At 70.9% G+C, this 22,269-nt stretch carries 19 protein-coding genes and 2 tRNA genes; 2 read left to right on the top strand and 19 right to left on the bottom strand.

Annotated elements, in window-relative coordinates; all coding sequences use genetic code 11:
• Positions 1-47: 47 nt before the first annotated feature.
• From HQQ79_RS19130 to HQQ79_RS07520, 5 genes are all read right to left on the bottom strand, one after another.
• Complete coding sequence (locus HQQ79_RS19130; RefSeq protein WP_173033414.1) at positions 48-893, bottom strand: DUF1684 domain-containing protein; 846 nt, start codon at positions 891-893, stop codon at positions 48-50.
• Positions 890-2,014, bottom strand: coding sequence for an AI-2E family transporter (locus HQQ79_RS07535; protein WP_173033412.1), 1,125 nt, complete (start codon positions 2,012-2,014; stop codon positions 890-892). Before HQQ79_RS07535 ends, HQQ79_RS19130 begins: the two co-directional genes overlap by 4 nt.
• A 7-nt stretch (positions 2,015-2,021) precedes the next feature.
• Positions 2,022-2,096, bottom strand: a tRNA-Ile gene (locus tag HQQ79_RS07530).
• Positions 2,097-2,109: 13 nt separating this feature from the next.
• Positions 2,110-3,321, bottom strand: a complete 1,212-nt coding sequence (locus HQQ79_RS07525) for a glycosyltransferase (RefSeq protein ID WP_071248051.1) — start codon at positions 3,319-3,321, stop codon at positions 2,110-2,112.
• 113 nt (positions 3,322-3,434) lie between these two features.
• Positions 3,435-4,349, bottom strand: a complete 915-nt coding sequence (locus HQQ79_RS07520) for a DMT family transporter (protein ID WP_173033410.1) — start codon at positions 4,347-4,349, stop codon at positions 3,435-3,437.
• 39 nt (positions 4,350-4,388) lie between these two features.
• Between HQQ79_RS07520 and def the strand changes: the two genes are divergently transcribed.
• Positions 4,389-4,964 (top strand): peptide deformylase, encoded by a 576-nt coding sequence (def, locus tag HQQ79_RS07515; protein ID WP_173033408.1) that lies wholly within the window; start codon positions 4,389-4,391, stop codon positions 4,962-4,964.
• 58 nt (positions 4,965-5,022) lie between these two features.
• On the opposite strand, the gene HQQ79_RS07510 is transcribed toward def, so the two are convergent.
• The 11 genes from HQQ79_RS07510 to dusB form a co-directional block, all read right to left on the bottom strand.
• A complete protein-coding gene (locus HQQ79_RS07510) occupies positions 5,023-5,511 on the bottom strand; it encodes a hypothetical protein (protein ID WP_173033406.1) in 489 nt (162 codons plus the stop codon).
• Positions 5,512-5,648: 137 nt separating this feature from the next.
• Positions 5,649-5,721 (bottom strand) — tRNA-Asn (locus HQQ79_RS07505).
• 115 nt (positions 5,722-5,836) lie between these two features.
• A complete protein-coding gene (locus HQQ79_RS07500; RefSeq protein ID WP_367948071.1) occupies positions 5,837-6,895 on the bottom strand; it encodes a D-isomer specific 2-hydroxyacid dehydrogenase family protein in 1,059 nt (352 codons plus the stop codon).
• Positions 6,892-7,821, bottom strand: coding sequence for an ATP-binding cassette domain-containing protein (locus tag HQQ79_RS07495; RefSeq protein ID WP_173033404.1), 930 nt, complete (start codon positions 7,819-7,821; stop codon positions 6,892-6,894). The genes HQQ79_RS07500 and HQQ79_RS07495 overlap by 4 nt, the downstream gene beginning before the upstream one ends.
• Before the next feature lie 148 nt (positions 7,822-7,969).
• Positions 7,970-9,667, bottom strand: a complete 1,698-nt coding sequence (locus HQQ79_RS07490; RefSeq protein ID WP_173033402.1) for an ABC transporter ATP-binding protein — start codon at positions 9,665-9,667, stop codon at positions 7,970-7,972.
• Entirely contained in the window at positions 9,664-10,725 is a 1,062-nt protein-coding gene (locus HQQ79_RS07485; RefSeq protein ID WP_173033400.1) for an ABC transporter permease, read from the bottom strand. Before HQQ79_RS07485 ends, HQQ79_RS07490 begins: the two co-directional genes overlap by 4 nt.
• A 2-nt stretch (positions 10,726-10,727) precedes the next feature.
• A complete protein-coding gene (locus HQQ79_RS07480) occupies positions 10,728-11,804 on the bottom strand; it encodes an ABC transporter permease (RefSeq protein WP_083404423.1) in 1,077 nt (358 codons plus the stop codon).
• A gap of 117 nt (positions 11,805-11,921) precedes the next feature.
• Positions 11,922-13,538 (bottom strand): ABC transporter substrate-binding protein, encoded by a 1,617-nt coding sequence (locus tag HQQ79_RS07475; RefSeq protein ID WP_027465328.1) that lies wholly within the window; start codon positions 13,536-13,538, stop codon positions 11,922-11,924.
• Positions 13,539-14,739: 1,201 nt separating this feature from the next.
• The gene (dnaG, locus tag HQQ79_RS07470) at positions 14,740-16,659 is read right to left on the bottom strand and encodes a DNA primase (RefSeq protein WP_027465327.1); all 1,920 of its coding nucleotides are present in this window, start codon (positions 16,657-16,659) and stop codon (positions 14,740-14,742) included.
• A gap of 40 nt (positions 16,660-16,699) precedes the next feature.
• The gene (locus HQQ79_RS07465; protein ID WP_173033398.1) at positions 16,700-17,995 is read right to left on the bottom strand and encodes a deoxyguanosinetriphosphate triphosphohydrolase; all 1,296 of its coding nucleotides are present in this window, start codon (positions 17,993-17,995) and stop codon (positions 16,700-16,702) included.
• Positions 17,992-19,164 (bottom strand): tRNA dihydrouridine synthase DusB, encoded by a 1,173-nt coding sequence (gene dusB / locus HQQ79_RS07460; RefSeq protein ID WP_173033396.1) that lies wholly within the window; start codon positions 19,162-19,164, stop codon positions 17,992-17,994. Before dusB ends, HQQ79_RS07465 begins: the two co-directional genes overlap by 4 nt.
• A gap of 47 nt (positions 19,165-19,211) precedes the next feature.
• On the opposite strand from dusB, the gene HQQ79_RS07455 reads away from it, so the two are divergent.
• Positions 19,212-19,697 carry an aminoacyl-tRNA deacylase gene (locus HQQ79_RS07455; protein ID WP_173033394.1) on the top strand — a complete coding sequence of 162 codons (486 nt, stop codon included), beginning with the start codon at positions 19,212-19,214 and terminating at the stop codon, positions 19,695-19,697.
• 8 nt (positions 19,698-19,705) lie between these two features.
• Here HQQ79_RS07455 and HQQ79_RS07450 read toward each other — a convergent pair whose 3' ends face one another.
• The 3 genes from HQQ79_RS07450 to HQQ79_RS07440 all read right to left on the bottom strand — a co-directional run bounded on the left by HQQ79_RS07450 (position 19,706) and on the right by HQQ79_RS07440 (position 22,207).
• Entirely contained in the window at positions 19,706-19,951 is a 246-nt protein-coding gene (locus HQQ79_RS07450; RefSeq protein ID WP_146247980.1) for a hypothetical protein, read from the bottom strand.
• Between the two features lie 5 nt (positions 19,952-19,956).
• Positions 19,957-20,691: a DsbA family protein gene (locus tag HQQ79_RS07445; protein ID WP_173033392.1), complete on the bottom strand. Its 735-nt coding sequence runs from the start codon at positions 20,689-20,691 to the stop codon at positions 19,957-19,959.
• A 130-nt stretch (positions 20,692-20,821) separates the two neighbouring features.
• Positions 20,822-22,207, bottom strand: a complete 1,386-nt coding sequence (locus HQQ79_RS07440) for a glycine--tRNA ligase (RefSeq protein ID WP_173033390.1) — start codon at positions 22,205-22,207, stop codon at positions 20,822-20,824.
• Between the last annotated feature and the right edge of the window lie 62 nt (positions 22,208-22,269).

The raw sequence follows: 22,269 nt of genomic DNA, 5'->3' as shown, positions 1-22,269 counted from the left end.
GCCTGGGAACGGCAAGGACCCGACCGGATCAGTGCCACCGCAACCCGTCAGTGCAGGACGGCACCGTTCGCGTCGACCGGGTGCCGCTCCCCCGCCGTGATCGGCACCGGGACGCGGTTGTCCTCCGGTGGGATCGGGCAGGCGTACTGGTACGAGAACGCGCACGGCGGCAGCACCAGCCGGTTCCAGTCGAGCTCGACCGTGGCCTCGGCGCCGGGGTCGTCGAGGTACAGGAACCGACCCATCGAGTAGGTGCTGCCCGGGTCGTCCTCGGGCAGGGCACTCGTGGCGTCCTGCACGATGAGCTGCAGCCGGGCGGCTCCGCGGTGGGCAGCCGACCGGACGGCGACGAAGCGCACCGCGGCACCACCCACGACGGTCTCGACGTGTCCGGCGACCGGCAGGGCGTCGCCGGCGGCGTCACGGACGCTGCCACGGGCCTCCGGGGCGTCCCCGACCAGCGGGACGTACGTGCCGGACGTCACCCAGTCGCCGGACCACGCGAAGCGGCCGATCTGCGCGAAGCGGGCGATCGCCTCGGACGACGGGTCCCAGACGCGCAGGGTGTCACCGCTGACGGTACCGGCGAAGCCGTCCGGCAGCGCGACGGTCGACGGCACGACGGCGGTGTCCCCGGCCACCAGGACCGTGCCGGCGACCGGGACGCCGTCGACGACGACGCCGTCGGATGCCTCGGCCGTCACGGTGAGTCCGCCGACGGCCGGGGCCCACGTCCCGGGGACCGGCCAGACCGGCTGCGGGTGGTCGACGTGCTGGGCGTTCACCAGGGCGAGCGGCCCACGGGCACTGCGCGCCCAGCGGTCACGGTCGTGGACGTGCTCGGCGAAGGCGGCGACGACAGCGTCGTCGGCTGCGCCGGTGCCGCTCGTCACGCCTGCTCCTGGCGGGGGTAGATGACCTTCTGCACGATGATGATGACCGACGCCGCGACGGGCAGCGCCACGAGCGCACCGAGCACGCCGCCGATCGTGCCGCCCGCGACCGCCGCGATGACCACGAGGGCGCCGGGCACCTGGACCGCCCGCGACATGATGCGCGGGGAGATCAGGTAGGCCTCGACCTGCATGTAGACCAGGTAGTAGATACCCGAGAACAGGGCGGTGGCTGGCGACGCGAAGAAGCAGAGCAGCGAGATCACGATGGCGGCGGCCAGCGTGCCGACCAGCGGGATCAGCGAGCCGAGGAACGCGATGAACGCGAGCAGCACGGGCAGCGGAGCACCGATGATGAGCAGGAAGATGAAGCTCAGGATGCCGTTGATGAGCGCCTGCGACACCTGCCCGACGACGTACCGGCCGACCGCCTGCGTGATCTGCTCGCTCACGTCGATGAAGTTCTGGCGACGCGACGCCGGGACGAACCGGTAGGCCGCGCGCTTCATGCCCCGCATCGACGCGAGGAAGTAGAGCATCAGGATGATGACGATGAGCGCCCCGGTGACCCCGGACAGGATCCCGCTGCCGACCGCCAGGATCCCGCCGCCGACGCTGAGCAGGTTGCCCGGCTTCTCGACGAAGGACTGCAGCGACTGCAGCGCGTGGTCGATGTCGAACGACCCGGCGAACTGCTTCGACAGGTCCTGCACCCACGGCTGCTGCGAGATGTCCTGCACGATCTCGGGGAAGTTCTGGACCAGGTTCGAGGTCTGCTCCACCAGGATCGGGACGACGGCGAAGACGATGCCGGCGAAGGCCCCGAGGACGACCACGACGACGATCGTGATGGCGGACCAGCGCGGGATGATCCGCTCGAGGAACGACACGAGGGGGTCGATGCCGAGCGCCAGGAACAGCGCGACCCCGATGTAGACCAGGACCGTGCTCAGCTCGTTGATGATCGACCCGGCGAGCAGCGCGACGAGCACCCCGATGGCGCCCATGAACCCGATGCGGAAGGCGTTCACGCGCACGCCGGTACCGCCACGGGTCACCTCGAAGGTGACGTTCGGTGTCGGTGCGTGGTCGTCCTGCGACGTGTCGCGCTTCCTTGGCATGTGCACGTAGGGCGGGCGGGACTCGAACCCGCGGATCGTTCGGTTATGAGCCGACTGCCTTGACCAGCTTGGCTACCGCCCCTCGCCGGAGACCCTCAGGCCACCGGCTCACCACGATACAGCGACTCGAACGTCGACAGCGTGCGGTTGATGTCGTGTGCCTCGATCATGGCCAGGCTGCGTTCCCGCATCGCCACGTACTCCGACTCGGGCGCGGTGAGCACCGTCGTGAGCTTCGCCGCCAGGTCGTCCACGTCGCCCGGGGTGAACAGGTACCCGTTGCCGTCGATCAGGTGCGGCAGCGCCATCGAGTCAGCGGCGACCACGGGCAACCCCGAGGCCATCCCCTCGAGCGACGAGATGCTCTGCAGTTCCGCCGTGGACGGCATCGCGAACACCGTCGCGTTGGTCAGGGCTTCCTGCTTGCGCTCGTCGGAGACGAAGCCCAGGAACCGCACGCGGTCCTCGAGCCCGAGCTCCTTCGCCAGCGCGGTGAGCTTCGGGATCATCTCGCCGTCGCCGACGATCGTCAGCGTCGCGGACAGCTCGGCGGGCAGCAGCGCCACCGCGCGGACGAGCACGTCGAGGTTCTTCTCGGGGGCCACACGACCCACGAACACGATGTCGTTGTTGACCGGGCGTCCCTCGCGCGCCACGTACCGGGACGCGTCGATGCCGCACGAGATCGCGAGGACCTGCTGTCCGGCGATGGCCTTCCGCAGGTAGTCGGCGGCCAGGTTCGTCGGCGTGGTGATGGTGTCGGCCAGCCGGTAGGTCTTGGCGGCGTCGCTCCACGCGATCTTCAGCGCGAGGGGCAGCGTCCACTTGCCGAACGGCGTGTACTCGAGCAGGTTCTCGGGCATGAAGTGGTTCGTCGCGATGACCCGGATGCCGCGGTCGTTCGCCTCGTGCACGATGCCGCGACCGATGACCACGTGCGACTGGATGTGCAGCACGTCGGGCTTCACGGCGTCGAGGATCGGGGCCGTCCACTTCCGGACGCTCCACGGCCACACGAAGCGCAGCCACGGGTGCAGCGGCCACTTGTACGACTTCAGGCGGTGCACGACGAGCGTGACGCCGTGGTGCTCCTCGTCGAAGGTGCCGTACTGGCGGCTCGAGGCCGGGGCCACGACGTGCACCTCGTGCCCGCGCTCGGCGAGACCGACGGCGAGCTGCTCGGCGAAGGTGGCGGCGCCGTTGACGTCGGGGGCGAAGGTGTCCGCTGCGATCAGCACGCGCAACGGTCGGTGACCGCCCGTCGCACCCGTCGGTCCGGCGGTGGCGGTGGTGGCGTCTCCTGACACGGCTGAGTTCGTCCTCTCGTGGGCGATGGCTGGTCGGCAGTGACGCTATCGCACCAGGATCGACGGTCGCGTCAGCCGCGCGGATGAGGGCGGCGACCTCCGGGCGCGCGGCGTCAGGCCCGGGTCTGGGGGTGGTGCTTGGCGAGCAGGAACACCCCGGTGATGGCGATGCCCGCGGCGACCACGAACCCCGCCACCGCGAACCACGGCGCCCCCGATGCCTCGCCGAGCACGATGACGCCGATGCCGACCGCGACGATCGGATCGATCACCGTCAGCCCCGCGATCACGAGGTCGGCCGATCCGCTCGAGTACGCGTTCTGCACGAAGTACCCGCCGAGCGACGCCGCCACGACCACGCCGGCGATGGCGAGCACGGTCAGCCAGTCGAAGGTGCCGTTCACGAACCGGTTGAGCACGACCTTGGCCAGTGTCGCCACGAACCCGTAGAGCACCCCCGCCCCGACGATGTAGTAGAGCGCGCTGCGGTGCTTCGCGACCAGCCGGAAGGACACCAGCACGAGCACCAGCACGACGGCCAGGATCACCAGCACGGTGACGAGCTGCTGGCGGGTGATCGCGCTCTCGTGCCCGACGAACGCCGCGATGCCGACGAAGATGCCGACGCCGATGATGCACGTCCACACTGCCCGCCGCGCTCGACGACCGAGCGGTACGCCCGACGACCGTGACGAGAACCACGTCGTGATGACGAGGGCGACGGCGCCCAGCGGCTGCACGACGATCAGGGGGGCGAACGTGATGCTGATGAGCTGGAGCACCACCGCGATGCCGAGCATGAGCGTGCCGAGCACCCAGTAGCCGCTCGAGACGAGCCCGACGACGTGCCGGACGCTCAGCCCCTTCGACTGCCGACCGAGACGTGCCTCGACCCGCTGCACCCCGCGGCTCTGGAACTGCGCCCCGAGCGACAGGAAGACCGCACCGATCAGGGCCACCGGGATCATCAGCGCCTGGAACGGCGTGAGGTTGCTCACGGCGTCCGGCAGCTGGAGGTCCGTCGTCACGCGTCGAGGCTACCGTCCCCCGCCGGATAACCTGGGTGAATGGCCGTTCTCCCGATCCGCATCACCGGCGAACCCGTCCTGCACGAGCGTGCAGCCGAGGTCACCGCGTTCGATGACGACCTCCGCACCCTCGTCGCCGACATGCTCGAGACCATGGACCTGGCCCCCGGCGTCGGCCTGGCCGGACCGCAGGTGGGCGTCGGCAAGCGCCTGTTCGTGTACTCCTACACCGATGACGACGACGTCCTGCACCGGGGCGCCGCCGTCAACCCGGCCCTGTGGATCACGCCCCCGGTCCCCGAGTCCGTCGAGGAGCTCGACGAGGACGAGGAGTCCGAGGGCTGCCTGTCGATCCCGGGCGAGCGGTTCCCGCTCCGCCGCTCCGAGAGCGCCCTGCTGCGGGCCTTCGACGAGCACGGCACCCCGTTCGAGGTCGAGGCGCACGGCTGGCTGGCCCGGATCTTCCAGCACGAGTACGACCACCTGGACGGCTGGCTCTACGCCGACCGCCTGGTGCACCCCTACGGCAAGCAGGTCGCCAAGGCGATCCGCAAGAGCAGCTGGGGCGGACCCGGCCAGTCCTGGTTGCCGGGTCGCGACCACCCCGAGGGCTGACGCCCGTCCTGCCGCCGTCGGCCCGTCGCGGGTGCGGCGGTCGGTCTGGAGGCCCGGCTCAGCCCCGGTAGGCCGCCAGTGCGTCCCGCAGGTGGTCGGTCTCCGGGTGTCCGGGGCAGTACCGCAGGAGGCCTGCGGCCACGTGCGCCCCGCGCTCGTCGGCGATCGCCGACGTCCACGGGTCCGAGCCGCGCACCGCGCAGGCGCTCGCGAGCTCGACCAGGGTCGCGTCGCCACGCGCCGCGGTCACCGCGGCCTGCTGCTGGCTCGACGGCACCGAGCCGGTCAGGCGCTTCGCCGAGCAGTCGGTACGCTCGGCATCCCACACCGCCGAGTAGGTCGTGTAGGTCTCGCTGTCCGATCCGCCGCGGTCGCAGACGAACGCGAAGACCACCGGCGACGCGCCTGAGCCCAGCCCGGTGTCCGAGCTCGTCGGGTCCTCGGAGGCATCGGTGTCCGGGCCGACGCTGCTGCAGCCGGTGAGCACCGCCGTCGCGGCGACGACCACGCCCAGGAGCGCGAGTCGAGGCGAACGGGAACGGTGCACCTGTGAACGCTAACAGCATCGACCGGGCACGAGCCGCGCGAACGCTGCGGATCCGGTGCGCAGGTGTGCTGGTGCGCTGGTGCAGTTCGGCAGCCGGAACGCAAAAGGTCCCCATCCAGAAGGATGAGGACCTGTCGCTCCCCGAGTTGGACTCGAACCAACAACCTGCCGGTTAACAGCCGGCTGCTCTGCCAATTGAGCTATCGAGGATCACTGTCCGCTGGCGAATGACGTGCGAACAACGGGTAACAGCATAGCAGGACCCTGGCGCCCTCCACCGCATCGGACACGCCGCCCGGGCGCGCCGCGCAGTGGAGCCCCCGGGTCAGTACCCGGCGACCGGGTCGACGACGCCGACGAAGCCCTCGCCGTCGCCCCCGAGGAACGCCGTGGCGTTCAACCGGACGCGCTCGGCCAGCAGGGGCGCGACCATCTCCGGGGTGTCGGCCTGGTGCGGGGTGATGACGGCACCGGGCTCGGACCACAGCGGGTGGCCGTCGGGCAGCGGTTCGGGGTCGGTGACGTCGAGGCCGGCCGCGGCGATCTCCCCGGCGCGCAGCGCGGCGACCAGGGCGTCGGTGTCGACGAGTCCACCGCGCGCGATGTTCACGAGCCGGGCGGAGGGCTTCATGATCCGGAACTGCCGCTCACCGAAGAGCTTCGCGGTGCCCGAGGTCATCGCCGCCGCGATCATCACGACGTCGGCGTCGGGCAGGACCTGGTCGAGCTCGTCGGTCGTGACGGTCCGCGCGGCTCCCGGGACGGGGTCGGGCGAGCGGCGCACGACGGTGACGTCGACGTCGAACGGCGCGAGCAGCCGGAGGTACTCGAGCGCGATCCCGCCGGCACCGATCACGACGACGTTCCGCCCGTACAGCGAGACCCCCTCGGGCTCGGTCGCCCACGACGACGCACGAGCGCGCTTCTGCAGGACCCGGAGCGTGCCGAGGGTCAACGCCAGCGCGTGCTCGGCGACCGGCTCCGCGTAGGCACCCTTGGCCGACGTGAACAGCACGCGGTCGCCGTGCTCCTGGATCAGGTGTGCGAAGGCGTCGACTCCGGCGAACGGCAGCTGCACCCACCCGACGGCGGAGTGCCGGCGCAGGGTTTCGTCCAGGCCGGCGGGATCGCGGTTGTCGAGCCAGACGATGCCGCGGGTGTCCGGGCCGAGCGGCCCGACCGTCCCGCCGGCCTCGGTCACGACCCGCGCGTGCAGGTCGCTCGGTCCGACGGTCCCGCTGACCTCGGGGGCCGCACTCACGGGCCGGTCGGCCGGCGCGGGCAGCACCGCGACGGGGCCGGACTCCGGGGGTCGGATCGGCAGGGGCGTGCGGGCGGTGGGGACGACTGCCCGGTGCCCGCGGGCCGGCTTCGCGGCGCTCACAGGCCCTCGGGCCGGTCGGTGCGCGGGCCGGTGCCGGCGGCGAGCGGACGACGCGGCGCCGACGAACGGCGAGACGTGCTCGGTGCCGGACGACGCTTCACCCCGCGGGCCGCGGTCGAGGCGAGGGTCTTCACGTAGGGGTCGACGGGGTTGTCGAGGACCTCGTCGAAGGTGCCGAGCCCGACGAGCCGGGCATCGGCCATCACGGCGACGCGGTCGGCGAGGGCGCGGGCCTCGCGCAGGTCGCTGGACACGACGACGGCCGAGAACTGCCGGCCGCGCTGCAGCGTCGCCAGGGCCTCGAGCACGGACTGCCGCACGAGCACGTCGACCCCGCGTGCCGGTTCGTCCGCGACCAGCAGCTGGGGTTCGAGCACGAGCGCCTTCGCCAGGGCGACGCGCTGGCGCTGCCCGCTCGAGAGCTCCCACGTGTTCAGGCGCATCGCCCCGAGCGGCAGGTGCACCGCGTCGAGCAGCCGGGCCACGATGAGCCCGGCCTCGCGCCGGTCGAACCGGCGGTCGCGTGCGTAGATCGGTTCGGCGACGGCCTCGCCCACGGTCAGGTCCGGGCTGAGCCGGTCGGCGCCGTCCTGCGGCAGGTAGCCGATCCGGCCGCTCAGCCGTTCGAGCTTGCGCGACGAGGGGCGGAGGCCCCGGGTCTTCTGGCCGAGCACCGTGAGCTCGCCGCCGACGATGTGCCGACGGAGGGCTCCCTCGCCCTCGCCGTGGGATCCGAGCTGGCCGGCGATGGCGGCGGCGAAGGTCGACTTGCCCGAGCCCGACTCACCGAGCAGGGCGAGGATCTCCCCCTGCCGGACCGTCAGGCTCACGCCGTCGACCGCCCGGATGGACTCGCCCCCGCGTCCGCCCCGGTACTCGATCGACACGTCGTCCGCGACGACCGCCGGTCCGTTGACCGCGATCATGGGTCCCCTTCCACGCCGCCCCCTGGCGGCGGTTCGCGACGGGCCGCCCTGGCAGGTCCGTCGTGCGTACAGCAGTGGAGCCGACCACCCTGGAGGCCCGGCGTGCGTCGACGACGCTGGCCGGGCCTCCAGGGTGGGTCACGTCGGGTCAGGACCCGGCGTGCTCCAGTCGCTCCAGCGTACGCCGTCGCTCCGCCTGCTCGGCTGGGTCCGGCACCGGCAGCGACGCGAGGAGCCGCTGCGTGTAGGGGTGCTGCGGCGCGCCGAGGACCTGCGCCGTCGTGCCCGTCTCGACCAGGTCGCCGCGGTACAGCACCGCGATCCGGTCGGAGAGCGCGCCGACGACCGCGAGGTCGTGGCTGATGAACAGCGAGGCGAAGCCGAGGTCCTGCTGGAGCTCGAGGAAGAGCTCGAGCACGCGCGCCTGCACGGAGACATCGAGCGCACTGGTCGGCTCGTCGGCGATGAGCAGCTTCGGCCGGAGCGCGAGCGACCGGGCGAGCGACGCGCGCTGGCGCTGCCCGCCGGAGAGCTCGTGCGGGTAGCGGTCGCCGTACGCGGCCGGCAGCTGCACGGCCTCGAGCAGCTCGTCCACCCGCTTGCGTGCAGCGCGCGGGCTCGAGACCTCCTTGTGCACGACCAGCGGCTCGGCGACGCACTCGGCGATCGTCAGCAGCGGGTTGAACGAGGTCGCCGGGTCCTGGAAGACGAACCCGATGTCCTTCCGCAGGTGCTTGAAGTCGCGTTCGCGGTACCCGAGCATCTCGGCGCCGAGGACCTTGAGCGACCCGCCGGTGACCTTCGTCAGGCCCGCCATCGCCCGGCCGATGGTGGTCTTGCCGGAGCCGGACTCCCCCACCAGGCCGAGGACCTCTCCCGGACGGATTGCCAGGTCGACGCCCTTGACCGCCTTGAACGCCGGCGAGCCGAGCCGCCCGGGGTACTCGATCTCGAGCCCCTTCGCCTCGACCAGCGGGGTGACGTCCTCGGAGATCGCGGCGCGCCGGGCCACCCCGGTGGACGCCTCGAGCCGAGGCACCGCCGCGAGCAGCCGCTTGGTGTAGTCGGCCTGCGGCGTCGCGAACAGCGCCGACGCCGTGGCCTCTTCGACGATCTCGCCCTGGTACATCACGGCGACGCGGTCGGCCAGGTCGGCGACCACGCCCATGTTGTGCGTGATGACGACGATCGCGGTGCCGAACTCGTCACGGCAGCGACGCAGGAGGTCGAGGATCTCGGCCTGCACCGTCACGTCGAGCGCCGTCGTCGGTTCGTCCGCGATGATGACGCTCGGCTCGAGGGCCAGTGCGCTCGCGATGACCACGCGCTGCTTCTGCCCGCCGGAGAACTGGTGCGGGTAGTGGTCGACGCGGGTCTCGGGGTCGGGGATGCCGACGCGACCGAGGTAGTCGATGGCCTTCGCCCGTGCTTCCTTCCTGGACACGCCGCCGTGGGCACGGAGCCCCTCGGCGATCTGCCACCCGACGGTGAAGACCGGGTTGAGGGCGGTCGACGGTTCCTGGAACACCATCGCCCCGGCGGTTCCGCGCAGGCTGCGGAGCTTCTGGGCGCCGACGCTCACCACGTCGGTGCCGTCGAGCAGCACCGCGCCGCCGAGCGTCGCCGTCTCCGGCATGAGCCGCAGCATGCTGCGCGCCGTGACGGACTTGCCGGAGCCGGACTCGCCGACCAGGGCGAGCACCTCGCCGGGGCGGACGTCGAGGCTGACGCCCTTGACCGCGTCGACGGCGCCGCCGTCGGTCGCGAACGTGACGGTCAGGTCGTCCACGACGACGACCGGTTCGGTGGTGGTGTCGCCCGGTTGCAGGCGGGTGGTCGGGGTCATGCGTCCGTCCCTTCCGTGTCGTTCCCGGCGGTGCGCGGTGCCTCGGCGTCGCGCGTGTCGCGGGGTGTCGCGGCGTCGCGCGTCTCGCGCGTCTCCCGCGTGGACACGAGCTGCTTCAGGCGTCGGCGTGCACGCAGGCGGGGGTCGGAGATGTCGTTCAGGCTCTCGCCGATGAAGGTCACGCCGAGCACGAGCACCACGATCGCGACACCCGGGTAGACACCCGTCCACCAGACACCGCTCGCGACGTCGGAGAGCGCGCGGCTCAGGTCGTAGCCCCACTCGGCGCCCGACGTCGGGCCGATGCCGAACCCGAGGAAGCCGAGGCCGGCCAGGGTCAGGATCGCGTCGCTCGCGTTGAGCGTCAGGATGAGCGGCAGGGAACGGGTCGAGTTCCGCAGGACGTGCCGCGTCATGATGCGCCACGGGTTCGTGCCCATCACGCGCGCCGACTCCACGAACGCGTCGTTCTTCAGCCGGACGGCCTCGGCCCGGACCACGCGGAAGTACTGCGGCACGTACACGACGGTGATCGAGATCGCCGCCGCGATGATGCCGCCCGAGTAGCTCGAGTTGCCGCCGGAGATGACGATGGACACGATGATCGCGAGCAGCAGCGACGGGAACGCGTAGATGGCGTCGGCCACGACCACCAGGACGCGGTCGAGCCAGCCGCCGAGGTACCCGGAGACCATGCCGAGCAGGACGCCCACGATGATCGAGACGATCACGGCGACGATGACGACGAGCACGGCTGTGCGGGCACCGTAGAGCACGCGGCTGAACACGTCGAAGCCGCCGACCGTGGTGCCCCAGATGTGCTCGGCACTCGGTTCGCCGGTGCGCGGGAAGCTCTGCCCGTTCGCGCCCTGCAGCTGGCCGAAGCCGTACGGGGCGAGGAGCGGTGCGAAGACCGCGACGAGCAGGTAGAGGGCGCAGATGACCACGCCGACGATGAGCATGGCGCGCTGCCAGCCGGTGCTCCGGCGGAGCTGGACCACCACGGGGAGTCGCTTCCAGAGCGGCTCGTGGCGGTCGACGAGGGTGGTGTCGACCATCGTCAGAACCTCACTCTCGGGTCGATCAGGGCGGCGACCACGTCGACGATGAAGTTGGTCACCGCGACGATCACCGCCAGCATCGCGACGATGCCCTGCACCGCGACGAAGTCACGGGCCGACAGGTACTGGTTGAGCTCGAAGCCCAGGCCGCGCCACCCGAAGGTCGTCTCGGTGAGCACCGAGCCGCCCAGGAGCATCGCGATCTGCAGCCCCATCACGGTGATGATCGGCACGAGGGCCGGACGGAACGCGTGGGTGCGGACGAGCCGCGACTCGCGCACGCCGCGGGACCGGGCGGCGTCGACGTACTCCGAGCCGAGCGACCCGATCATGTTCGCGCGCACCAGGCGCAGGAAGATGCCCGCCGTCAGCAGACCGAGCGTCAGCGCCGGCAGGACGGCATGCTGCAGCACGTCGCCGATGACCGCGGCGTTGCCGGTGCGGAGCGCGTCGATGATGTAGATGCCGCTCGCGCCCGGGATGCCGTCGAGGATGAGCGACACCCGGGTCGATGCACGGTCGCCGAGGGGCAGCCAGCCGAGCCACACCGAGAAGACGAGCTTGAGCAGCAGACCACCGAAGAACACCGGCGTGGCGTAGGTCAGGATCGCGAGCGCACGGAGCAGCACGTCCGGCCACTTGTCGCGCGTGTACGCGGCGAGCATGCCGAGCGGGATGCCGAGCACGAGCGCGACGATGAGCGCGTAGAACACGAGCTCCGCGGTCGCGCCGCCGTACGTGACGATGATGTCGGTGATCGGACGGTTGTCCGTCGACGAGGTGCCGAAGTCACCGCGCAGGATGTTGCCGAGGTACTCGAAGTACTGCACGAGCACCGGCCGGTCGTACCCGGCGGCGTGCAGGCGTTCCTGCAGCTGGCTCGGCGTGAGACGACCGCCGACCGATGCGGTGATCGGGTTCCCGATGACGCGCATCAGGAAGAACACGAGCGTCACCAGGATGAAGACGGTCGGGATGATGAGGAGGAACCTGACGAGGATGTACCGGCCGAGTCCGCCGCCACTGTTCTTGGCACTGCGTTGTGCCTGTGGCTTGGTGGGATCGGTGCCGTTCACGTCCTGCGTCGCCTCGGGAGTGCTGAGGGTCACGGGGTGTGTGCCTTTCGTCGCCGTTGCACAGGCACGCGGGCGTTCCTCGTGGGAACGCCCGCGGCCTGCACGTGGGGCTTGGTGCTACTTGCTCAGGGTGGCGTACCGGAACTTGAACGAGGCGTCGAGGGTCAGGCCCTTGACGTCCTTGCCGGCGACCGCGACGGACTTGCCCTGCAGCAGCGGCAGCGTCGAGATCTGGGTGGCTTCGCGCTCCTGGGCCTGCTCGATCAGGGCAGCACGCTTGTCCGTGTCGGACTCGGCCTGCTCCTTCGCGATGAGGTCCTGGATCTCCGGGTCGTCGTAGTGGTTCTGGACGAAGTTCTCCTTGGTGAAGAACGGCGACAGGTAGTTGTCGGCGTCGGAGAAGTCCGGGAACCAGCCGAGCTGGTACACGGGGTAGGCGTCCTTGGTGCGCTCCTGCGCGTAGGTCGTGTAGACCGTCGACTGGATGTTGACGGTGAACAGACCGGAGTCCTCGAGCTGCTGCTTGAGCAGCGCGTACTCGTCGTCCGAGGCCGAACCGTAGTGGTCGGGCGCGTACTGGATGTCGAGCTGCACCTTGCCCGTGACACCGGCGTCCGACAGCGTCTTCTTCGCCTTCGCCACGTCCGCGCCGCCGTCGCCGTCGCCGTACATCTCCTTGAACGGCTGGACCGCGCCGGTCAGGCCGTCCGGCACCATGGAGTAGAGCGGGGTGAAGGTGTCGTTGTAGACCTCCTTCGCGAGCTGGGCACGGTCGACCACGTCGGCGGCGGCCTGACGCACGGCCAGGGCCTTCGCCTCGTCGGCGTCGTCCTGCCCGGTGCCGAACGGCTGGGTCTTGAAGTTGAAGACCACGTAGCGGATCTCGCCACCGGGGCCGTCGGTGACCTTCAGGGAGTCGTCCTTGCGCAGGTCCGAGATGTCGGTCGGCGTCAGGGAGCGGTACGCCACGTCGACGTCGCCCTTCTGCACGGCGAGCTTGAGGTCGGTCTCCTTGGTGTAGTAGCTGGCGGTGACCTCGTCGGTCTTCGCCTTGCCGAGCAGGCCGTCGTACTTCGGGTTCGTCTTGTACTGGATCGTGTCGTTCTCCTTGTAGGAGCTGATCTGGTACTGCCCGGCGAAGGCCTTGCCCTTGACGATGTCGTCGGCGCTGGTGAGCTTCGTCGCGCTGAAGACGTCCTCGTCGACGATCGGACCCGCGGGGCTCGAGAGCACCTGCGGCCAGGTCTGGTCGGCGTGGTCCAGGTTGAACACCACGGTGGTGTCGTCCGGGGTGTCGATGCTCTTGAGGTTGGCCAGCAGCGACTGCGGACCGTTCTCGTTGTTGATCTTCAGCTCGCGATCGAACGAGAACTTCACGTCGCTCGACGTGAGCTTGTTGCCGTTCGCGAACTCGAGCCCGTCCTTGAGGGTGACCTTGTAGGTCGTCGGGTTCGTGAACTCCGCCTTCGTGGCGATGTCCGGCTCGACGTCCGGGCTCCCCACGGGCGTGTTCATCAGGAACGGGAACACCTGGTTCTGCACGGCGAAGGAGCCGTTGTCATAGGAACCGGCCGGGTCGAGGGACGTGATCTTGTCCGTCGTCCCGATGCTCAGGCCGTTCAGTTCGGTGTCACTCACGCTGCTGCTCGCGCAGCCGGTCAGCACCAGCGCCGTCGCTGCTGCACCGGCGCCGAGCGCGATGCCGCGCTTGCCCCACTTGGTCACGGATGCCATGTCCGCTGCCTCTCTGGTCATGATTGCAAGAGTCCTGAGCCGGAGGGTGGAACGTCTGTGTGCCCGGCCAGGAACGCTCATTGGTATCACCCTGTCACGGAACAGAACGAACCGGGGGCGATTTGTTTACACCGCTGTAATGCACGGGCCCGCCGCGTGATGCATGATTCCGCCGGAGTCGAGCGGCGCGTCACGCACAAAAGTTGCGTGGTGCAACCTGGGGCGTATTGCGCTGGTTCTCGGCCGTTCCCGCCACTTCCCACCCCGAAAGTGCCGGGGCTGCCGTCCCACGGAACGCCCGGCGACGGTTCCCGCGACCTCGGGGGTGCGCCGGCGGCGCGTCGTGCGACTTCACCCCCGGCCGGGAGGCCCGCCCCGCGTCAGTCCCGCCTCTTGCCCCGCCGACCGGTCACGAATCCCCGCCCGACCCTCCCCGCGCGGTCACGTCCCGTCGGCCGGACCCCGGCCAACCGACGATCTGCGACCACTCGACGCCCCACACGCGGCACGTCCTGACCACTCACGCCGTCGCCGGTCGCACAACCTGCCGCTCGCAGCTCCACCGTGCGACAGTTCGTGCCACCTCGGCGAGACGCACCCGGCGCGTCGTGCGACTTCACCCCCGGCCGGGAGGCCCGCCCCGCCTCCGCCCCGCCCCTCGCCCCCGCCGACCGGTCACGACTCCCCGCCCGACCCACGTCCGCGCCGCCCCTCGCCCCCGCCGCGCGGTCACGTTCCGTCGTCCGAACCCCGGTCAGCCGACGCTTCGCGACCACTCGACGCCCCACGCGCGGCACGTCCCGACCACTCACGCCGTCGCCGGCACAACCAGCAGCCGCTCGCAGCCGCACCGTGCGACGGTTCGCGCGACCTCGGCGAGACGCACGCGGCGCGTCGTGCGACTTCGTCCCCCGGCTTGGAGGCCCGCCCCGCGTCCGCCCCGCCCCTCGCCCCTGCCAACTGGTCACGACTCCCCGCCCGACCCGCCCCGCGCGGTCACGTTCCGTCGGCCGGACCCCGGCCAACCGACGCTTCGCGACCACTCGACGCCCCACACGCGGCACGTCCTGACCGCTCACGCACCCCCAAGGGCGCACCAACCGCCGATTGCAGCCCCACCGTCCGACGGTTCGCGCGACCTCGGCGAGAGGCACGCGGCGCGTCGTGCGACCCCGCGCCCACCAACAGCGCGGGAAGAGCCCTAGGACGCCTCGGCGTCGGCGCGCAACCGCATCCGCTGCCCGTCGATGTCGACGAGCTGCCGCTGGATCTCGGCGCGACGCTCGGCCTGCTCGTGCGGGTCGGCGCGCTGCAGCTGGCCGAGCAACGAGGCCTTGCGGGCGAGCAGGTCGCGCTCGACCAGAGCCACGACGATGCTCCGGCAGTAGGCAGCCAGGTCCTCGGCGTTGCGCGCGGGGATCGGTGCGAGGGCGAGTTCGTGCGTCAGGGTGCGGAGGGGCGCCGGCACGTCGGCGAGCAGCCGGTCGAGCCAGTCCCCCGCGCCGATGACGTCGACGTTGGCGACCACGGCGTCCCGCACGGCGGCGAGCATCGGCGTCGAGAACGTGGCCGACGCGGCGAGCCCGAGCATCGGTGCCCCGACGGACGTGGGCTGCTGCACCATCGCCATCACGGCGTCGCGCTCCATGCGGCTGATCGGGTCGTTCGGCAGCGAGCGGATCCCGGCGACGGGCTCGTCGGGGGTGTCGGCCCCGTCGGTGCCGGTTCCGGCACGGCCGTCGCGCCCCGAGCCCGCGGACCGGTCGTCCTGGGCAGCGGACCCCGCACGGCGTCGGGCGGTCTCGACCGACCGACGGACCTCGGGGATCTCCATCCCCAGCCAGCCGGCGAGTTCGCGCACGTAGCCCTGCGTCAGTGAGCGGTCGCGGATACCGGCGAGCACGGGCGCAGCAGCGCGCAGGGCACCGACGCGCCCCTCGACGGTCTCGAGGTCGTGGCCGTCCAGGGTGCGGCGGATCATGAACTCGAACATCGGGCGCTTGTTCGTGACCAATCGGCGGATCGCGTCGTCACCGCGGGCGAGCCGGAGGTCGCACGGGTCGAGCCCACCGGGCGCCACGGCGACGTAGGTCTGCGCGGCGAAGCGCTGTTCTTCCGCGAAGGCACGCGAGGCTGCGCGCTGCCCGGCCTCGTCGGGGTCGAACGTGAACACGACCTCGCCGTTGGCGTTCGGGTCGGCGCCGGCCAGGTCACCGAGCATCGGGCGCAGCACCTTGATGTGGTCGACCCCGAACGACGTGCCACAGGTGGCGACGGCCGTCGTGACGCCCGCGACGTGACAGGCCATCACGTCGGTGTAGCCCTCGACGATGACGACCTGCTTCTGCTTCGAGATGTCGCGGCGTGCCAGGTCGAGCCCGTAGAGCACCTGGCTCTTGTGGTAGATCGGGGTCTCGGGCGTGTTGAGGTACTTGGGACCCTTGTCGTCCTCGAGCAGGCGGCGCGCCCCGAAGCCGATGGTCGCCCCGGTGACGTCGCGGATGGGCCACATCAGGCGCCCGCGGAACCGGTCGTACGGCGAGCGGTCACCCTGGCTGACGAGGCCGGCGGACACGAGTTCCTCCATCGTGAAGCCGCGACCGCGCAGGTGGTCCTTGAGCATGTCGTAGGACTTCGGGGCGAACCCGACGCCGAAGTGCTGGGCGGCCGAGGGGTCGAACCCGCGCTCCCCCAGGAACCGGCGGGCGGGGTCGGCGGCAGCGGTGGTGAGCTGCCCCGTGAAGTACTCGAGCGCTGCTTCGTTCGCGGCGATCAGCCGGGCCCGGGTGTTGTAGTCGGTGCGCGGCCCGTCGCCCTCTTCGTAGTGCAGGGTGAAGCCGATCTTCGCGGCCATGCGCTCGACGGCCTCGGCGAAGGTGGTGTGGTCCTGCGCCATGATGAAGCTGAAGACGTCGCCGTCCTCACCGCAGCCGAAGCAGTGGTAGCGGCCGACCTGGGGCCGGACGTGGAACGACGGGGAGCGTTCGTCGTGGAAGGGGCAGAGGCCCTTCATCGACCCGACGCCCGCGTGCTTCAGCGTGACGTAGTCGCCCACGACGTCGGCGATGTTGACACGCGAGCGGACCTCGTCGATGTCGTTCCGCGCGATCCTGCCAGCCACCCCTCGATCCTAGTTCGTGGGACCGACGTCGGCGGACCGGTCAGACGGCGATGTGGACCGGTTCACGGTCACCCACCACCAGACGTCGGTGCCACGCGAGTGCACCCTGGTCGGTCAGGCTCGCGACCTGGTCGACGACGGCGCGCAGTCGGCCGGCGTCGTCGCCCGCGGCGTGCCAGTCGGCGGCGAAGCCGGGCTCCAGGTCGGACGCCCCCGTCGCCGCCAGCGCGTCGAGCAGTTCGGTGAGCACGCGGCGCTGGTCTTCGTACACGGGCTGACGGTCGCCCTGGGTCATCACGAAGGCCGCGACGATGCCCTTGAGCACGGCGATCTCACCGATGATCTCGGGCGGGGTGACGACCGACGCGGCGAACCGCACGAGCGACCCCGAGGCGTAGGACTCACGGGTGGCCGTCGTGGCGGTGCGCGCGAAGCGTCCGATCAGCTGCGACGTCAGGTTCTTCAGGCGTGCGGCGTCACGGCGGGAGCCGTCGTACGCGGTCATCCAGAGCGGCAACTCGCGCAGGCGGTCGAACGCCTCGAGCAGCTCGTCGCGGCTCAGGTCGTCGCCGACCCAGGCGTGCATGGCGCTCACGATGTCGTTCTCGCCGACGCGGTCACCCAGGGCCGCGACGTCGATGAACCCGGCGACGACGGCGTCCTCGAAGTCGTGCACCGAGTACGCGATGTCGTCGGCGAGGTCCATGACCTGCGCCTCGATGCAGCGCTGACGACGCGGGGCGCCGGCGCGGAGCCACTCGAAGGCGTCGTGGTCGTCGTCGTAGAAGCCGAACTTGGTGCGCCCGGAGGACGACTCCGAGACCCCCTGCGCCGCCGGCCACGGGTACTTGCAGCTGGCGTCCAACGACGCGCGGGTCAGGTTGAGCCCGTACGGACGGTCGACGTCGGAACCCGGCCGGACGCCGTAGACCTTCGGCTCGAGCCGCGTCAGCAGCCGGAGGGTCTGCGCGTTGCCCTCGAAGCCCCCGATCCCGGTGGACCAGGCGTTCACGGCGGTCTCGCCGTTGTGCCCGAACGGCGGGTGCCCGATGTCGTGCGCCAGGCACGCGGTGTCGACCACGTCGGGGTCGAGCCCGAGCGAATCGGCGAGCTCGCGGCCGACCTGCGCGACCTCGAGCGAGTGGGTCAGCCGGTTGCGGGCGAAGTCGAGCCCCGCCGTCGGGCTGAGCACCTGGGTCTTGGCGGCCAGACGCCGGAGGGCGCTGGAGTGCAGCAGTCGGGCGCGGTCACGGGCGAAGTCCGAGCGGCGGTTGCCGTGTTCTTCGGGGAGCCAGCGCTCCGCGTCGGCCGGGCCGTACGAGGCGGTGGCGCTCATCCGCCGCTGTGGTGCAGCTCGGCGGCGGCCAGGACCTTGCGGAACTCGGAGTCGACGTCGCGGGTCTCGAGCCAGCGGTCGGGCAGGGCGGTGCGCTTCGGGTGCCCGGCACGACCGCGCGGCCCCTCGGCGTCGGCACCCGGGTACGGCGCGTCGTGGTCGAGCTGACCGAGGAAGTCGTCGATCTCCTGCAGGCTCGACGCCATCGCCAGGCCGGCCCGGACGTCGCTGCCGATCGGGTACCCCTTGAAGTACCAGGCCACGTGCTTGCGGATGTCGCGGCAGGCGTGCTCTTCGTCGGCGAAGAACTCGACGAGCAGCTCGGCGTGCCGGCGGAACCCGTCGGCGACCTCACCCAGGGACGGCATGTACCGCAGCCCCTCGCCGCGGAACGCCGCGGCCAGGTCGCCGAACAGCCACGGGCGGCCGAGGCAGCCACGCCCGACGACCACGCCGTCGGCGCCGGTCTCGTCGATCATCCGGAGCGCGTCGGCGGCCGACCAGATGTCGCCGTTGCCGAGGATCGGGATGTCGGTGACGGTCTCCTTCAGCGTGGCGATCGCGGACCAGTCGGCGTGCCCGGAGTAGTGCTCGTTCGCGGTGCGGGCGTGCAGCGACACCGCGGCGACACCGGCGTCGCGCGCGATGCGTGCGGCGTCGAGGTAGGTCAGGTGGTCCTCGTCGATGCCCTTGCGCATCTTCACCGTGACGGGGACGTCACCGGCGGCACGCACGGTCTTCGTGACGAGCTCCTGGAAGAGGTCGAGCTTCCAGGGCAGCGCCGCGCCGCCGCCCTTCCGCGTCACCTTGGGAACGGGGCAGCCGAAGTTCAGGTCGATGTGGTCGGCACGGTCTTCGCCCACCAGGATCGACGCCGCTTCGGCCACGGTGTTCGGCTCGACGCCGTACAGCTGGATCGACCGCGGGGTCTCGGACTCGTGGTGCTGGATGAGCTGCATCGACACGGGCGTCCGTTCGACGAGCGCGCGCGAGGTGATCATCTCGCACACGTACAGGCCGGCGCCGTACTCGCGGCAGAGCCGGCGGTAGGCCATGTTCGTGATGCCCGCCATCGGCGCGAGCACGACCGGCACGTCGACCTCGATGGGGCCGATGCGCAGGGGCTTCGCCGGACGGGTCGCCGTCCCGGGTGCGTCAGTGATCGTCATACGTCTCCCATTCTCCCACGTCGGTGCGCGCCGGTAGCGTTCTCCACATGACTACCGACGCCAGCACCCGGTTCGACGCCGACGCCGAGGCCCGTGGCCTGCCGGTCGAAGTGGTCGAGCGCCCGGCCGCGAACTCCCTGCACGAGGCCGCCGGACTGCTCGGCATCGAGCCCGGCGACATCGTCAAGACCCTGGTGGTGAAGCGCCACGACGGCGGGTTCCTGCTCGCCCTGGTGCCCGGCGGCCGCAGCATCGCCTGGAAGAAGCTCCGCACGGTCGTCGGCGTCAACAAGCTCTCGATGCCCGACGCCACCACTGCGCTCGAAGCGTCCGGCTACGAGCGCGGCACCATCACGCCGATCGGTGCCACGGGCGACCTGCCGGTGTACGCCGACGAACGCATCGTCGGCCGCCGGGTCGCCCTGGGCGCCGGCCGGCACGGTGCGAGCGCCTTCGTCGACGCCGACGCGCTCGTCGCCGCCTACGGCGCGACCGTCGCCGACATCACCGACGAGGAACCGCAGCGCGACTGACGCAACCGTCAGTCCGGCACCTCGGACCAGTCGCCCTCGGCCCCGGCGAACGAGCCGGCGTCGATCAGGCAGGCGTCGCCCTCGCAGACCGGCGCACCGCCGGGCGTGACGAGCGTCAGCAACGCGGGACGGGCCTCCAGACCGGGGACGCCGGAACCACCGAACGCACCCGGCAGCCCCGTGAGCGCGTCCGGGACGGACGGCACCGACGTCACGGCCTGGAGGCGCACCGCGCCCTGGTCGCTGATGGTCATGTCCGTCATCGGGGCACCGCCACGTCCGCGCTCGCGTCGTCCGCAGCGCGCTCGGCCGCCGAGGCGACCTCCTCCGGCGTGGTCTCGCGGAGCGCGACCACCTGGCGGAGCACCTGCTCGAACGCCGTGGGGTCCTGGGCGCCGGAGACGCCGTACTTGCCGTCGATCACGAAGAAGGGCACGCCGTTGATCCCGTACGCCTGCGCCTGGGCCTGGTCGGCGCGGACCGCGGCGAGCTGGGCGTCGTCGCGCAGGGTGCTGAGGACCTCGTCGCGGTCGAGGCCGATCTCCGCAGCCAGGTCGGCGAGCGAGGACTCCTGTCCGACGTGTTCGCCGCGCTCGAAGTAGGCGGTGAACAGACGCTCGACCATCTCGAGCTGCTTGCCGTACTGCTTGGCGAGGTGGATGACCTGGTGTGCCTTCACCGTGTTGGTGTGGTGCATGGCCTCGAAGTCGTAGTCGAGACCGACGCCAGCGGCGATGGCGGTGACCTGGTCGAGCATCTGCTGCGCCTGGTCGACGGGCATGCCCTTGTGGCCCGAGAGGAACTCGGCCTCGGTGCCCTCGAAGTCGACGGGGGTGTCCGGGCTGAGCTCGAAGGAGTGGTACTCGACCTCGACGGGGCGGCCCTCGCTCGAGGCGCCGAACGCGGCGACGCCGGCCTCGAACTTGCGCTTGCCGATGTAGCACCAGGGGCAGGCGATGTCCGACCAGACATCGACCTTCACGGAGTCGTTCATGCTGACCCCAACGCGCTCCTGCGGCGCGCATTCCCGCCGCTGGCAGCAAAACACCGGTGTTCGCAGGTCGAGCACCCTGCTGCGGGTGTGCAACACACGAACACCGGTGTCTTGCGGGGCCGCGAGACCCCTACGCGCCGAGCAACCGCTGCGCCAGGTACCCCTGCAGCTGGTCGAGCGAGACGCGCTCCTGGCCCATGGTGTCGCGCTCGCGCACCGTGACGGCCTTGTCCTCGAGCGTGTCGAAGTCGACCGTGATGCAGAACGGCGTGCCGATCTCGTCGTGGCGACGGTAGCGACGGCCGATGGCACCGGCGTCGTCGAAGTCCACGTTCCAGTTCTTGCGCAGGTCGTCGGCCAGGCCGCGGGCGACGGGCGAGAGCTGCTCGTTGCGCGACAGCGGCAGGACGGCGGCCTTCACCGGGGCCAGGCGCGGGTCGAGGCGCAGGACGGTGCGCTTGTCGACACCGCCCTTCGCGTTGGGGGCCTCGTCCTCGTGGTACGAGTCGAGCAGGAACGCCATGAGTGCACGGGTCAGCCCGAACGACGGCTCGATGACGTACGGCACGTACTTCTCGTTGGCGGCCTGGTCGAAGAACCGGAGGTCCTGGCCGGACGCCTCGATGTGGTTGTTCAGGTCGAAGTCGGTGCGGTTCGCGACGCCCATCAGCTCGCCCCACTCCGAGCCGGTGAAGCCGAAGCGGTACTCGATGTCGGCGGTGGCGTCGGAGTAGTGCGCCCGCTCGCCGTCCGGCACGTCGAAGCGGCGCAGGTTCTCCGGGTCGATGCCGAGGTCGGTGTAGAACGCGACCGAGTCGGCGATCCACTGCTCGTAGTGCTCCTCGGCCGAGGCCGGCGGCACGAAGTACTCGATCTCCATCTGCTCGAACTCGCGCGTGCGGAAGATGAAGTTGCCGGGCGTGATCTCGTTGCGGAACGCCTTGCCGACCTGACCGATGCCGAACGGAGGCTTCATGCGGCTGGTCGTGACGACCTGCGCGAAGTCGACGAAGATGCCCTGGGCCGTCTCGGGGCGCAGGAAGTTCAGGCCCTCTTCCGACTCGACCGGGCCGAGGTAGGTCTTGAGCATCCCGGAGAACTCGCGGGGCTCGGTCCACTCGCCGCGGGTGCCGCAGTTCGGGCAGGCGATCTCGCCCATGCCGCCCTCGGGGGCGCGGCCCTTCTTCGCCTCGAACGCCTCGAGCAGGTGGTCCTCGCGGAACCGGTGGTGGCAGTGCAGGCACTCGACCAGCGGGTCGGTGAAGGTCGCGACGTGCCCGGAGGCCTCCCACACCTTGCGGGGCAGGATCACCGCGGAGTCGAGTCCGACCATGTCCCCGCGGCCGCGGACGAACCGCTGCCACCACTGGCGCTTGATGTTCTCCTTGAGCTCCACACCGAGGGGCCCGTAGTCCCATGCGGAGCGGGAGCCTCCGTAGATCTCACCCGACTGGAAGACGAAGCCGCGGCGCTTGGCCAGGGCGATGACGCTGTCGAGACGGGAGGGCTGTGCCAAAGGGTGCTCCAGAGGTCGCCGAGCTGGGTGCTCGGTGCGGAAACGGTCCGGGCAAGACTACC

It is taken from the genome of Curtobacterium sp. VKM Ac-2852, from assembly GCF_013205045.1.
In the GTDB taxonomy this organism is placed as follows: domain Bacteria; phylum Actinomycetota; class Actinomycetes; order Actinomycetales; family Microbacteriaceae; genus Curtobacterium; species Curtobacterium flaccumfaciens.
This window is presented reverse-complemented; position numbering and strand designations above follow the sequence as displayed.

What these genes read in the sequence shown, in the direction of transcription:
- HQQ79_RS07455 (WP_173033394.1), top strand. Translation starts at nt 19,212, where the DNA reads ATGACTACCGACGCCAGCACCCGGTTCGACGCCGACGCCGAGGCCCGT.
- HQQ79_RS07465 (WP_173033398.1), bottom strand. Translation starts at nt 17,995, where the DNA reads ATGAGCGCCACCGCCTCGTACGGCCCGGCCGACGCGGAGCGCTGGCTC.
- def (WP_173033408.1), top strand. Translation starts at nt 4,389, where the DNA reads ATGGCCGTTCTCCCGATCCGCATCACCGGCGAACCCGTCCTGCACGAG.
- HQQ79_RS07535 (WP_173033412.1), bottom strand. Translation starts at nt 2,014, where the DNA reads ATGCCAAGGAAGCGCGACACGTCGCAGGACGACCACGCACCGACACCG.
- HQQ79_RS07485 (WP_173033400.1), bottom strand. Translation starts at nt 10,725, where the DNA reads ATGGTCGACACCACCCTCGTCGACCGCCACGAGCCGCTCTGGAAGCGA.
- HQQ79_RS07495 (WP_173033404.1), bottom strand. Translation starts at nt 7,821, where the DNA reads ATGATCGCGGTCAACGGACCGGCGGTCGTCGCGGACGACGTGTCGATC.
- HQQ79_RS07475 (WP_027465328.1), bottom strand. Translation starts at nt 13,538, where the DNA reads ATGGCATCCGTGACCAAGTGGGGCAAGCGCGGCATCGCGCTCGGCGCC.
- HQQ79_RS07445 (WP_173033392.1), bottom strand. Translation starts at nt 20,691, where the DNA reads ATGAACGACTCCGTGAAGGTCGATGTCTGGTCGGACATCGCCTGCCCC.
- HQQ79_RS07490 (WP_173033402.1), bottom strand. Translation starts at nt 9,667, where the DNA reads ATGACCCCGACCACCCGCCTGCAACCGGGCGACACCACCACCGAACCG.
- dusB (WP_173033396.1), bottom strand. Translation starts at nt 19,164, where the DNA reads ATGACGATCACTGACGCACCCGGGACGGCGACCCGTCCGGCGAAGCCC.
- HQQ79_RS07450 (WP_146247980.1), bottom strand. Translation starts at nt 19,951, where the DNA reads ATGACCATCAGCGACCAGGGCGCGGTGCGCCTCCAGGCCGTGACGTCG.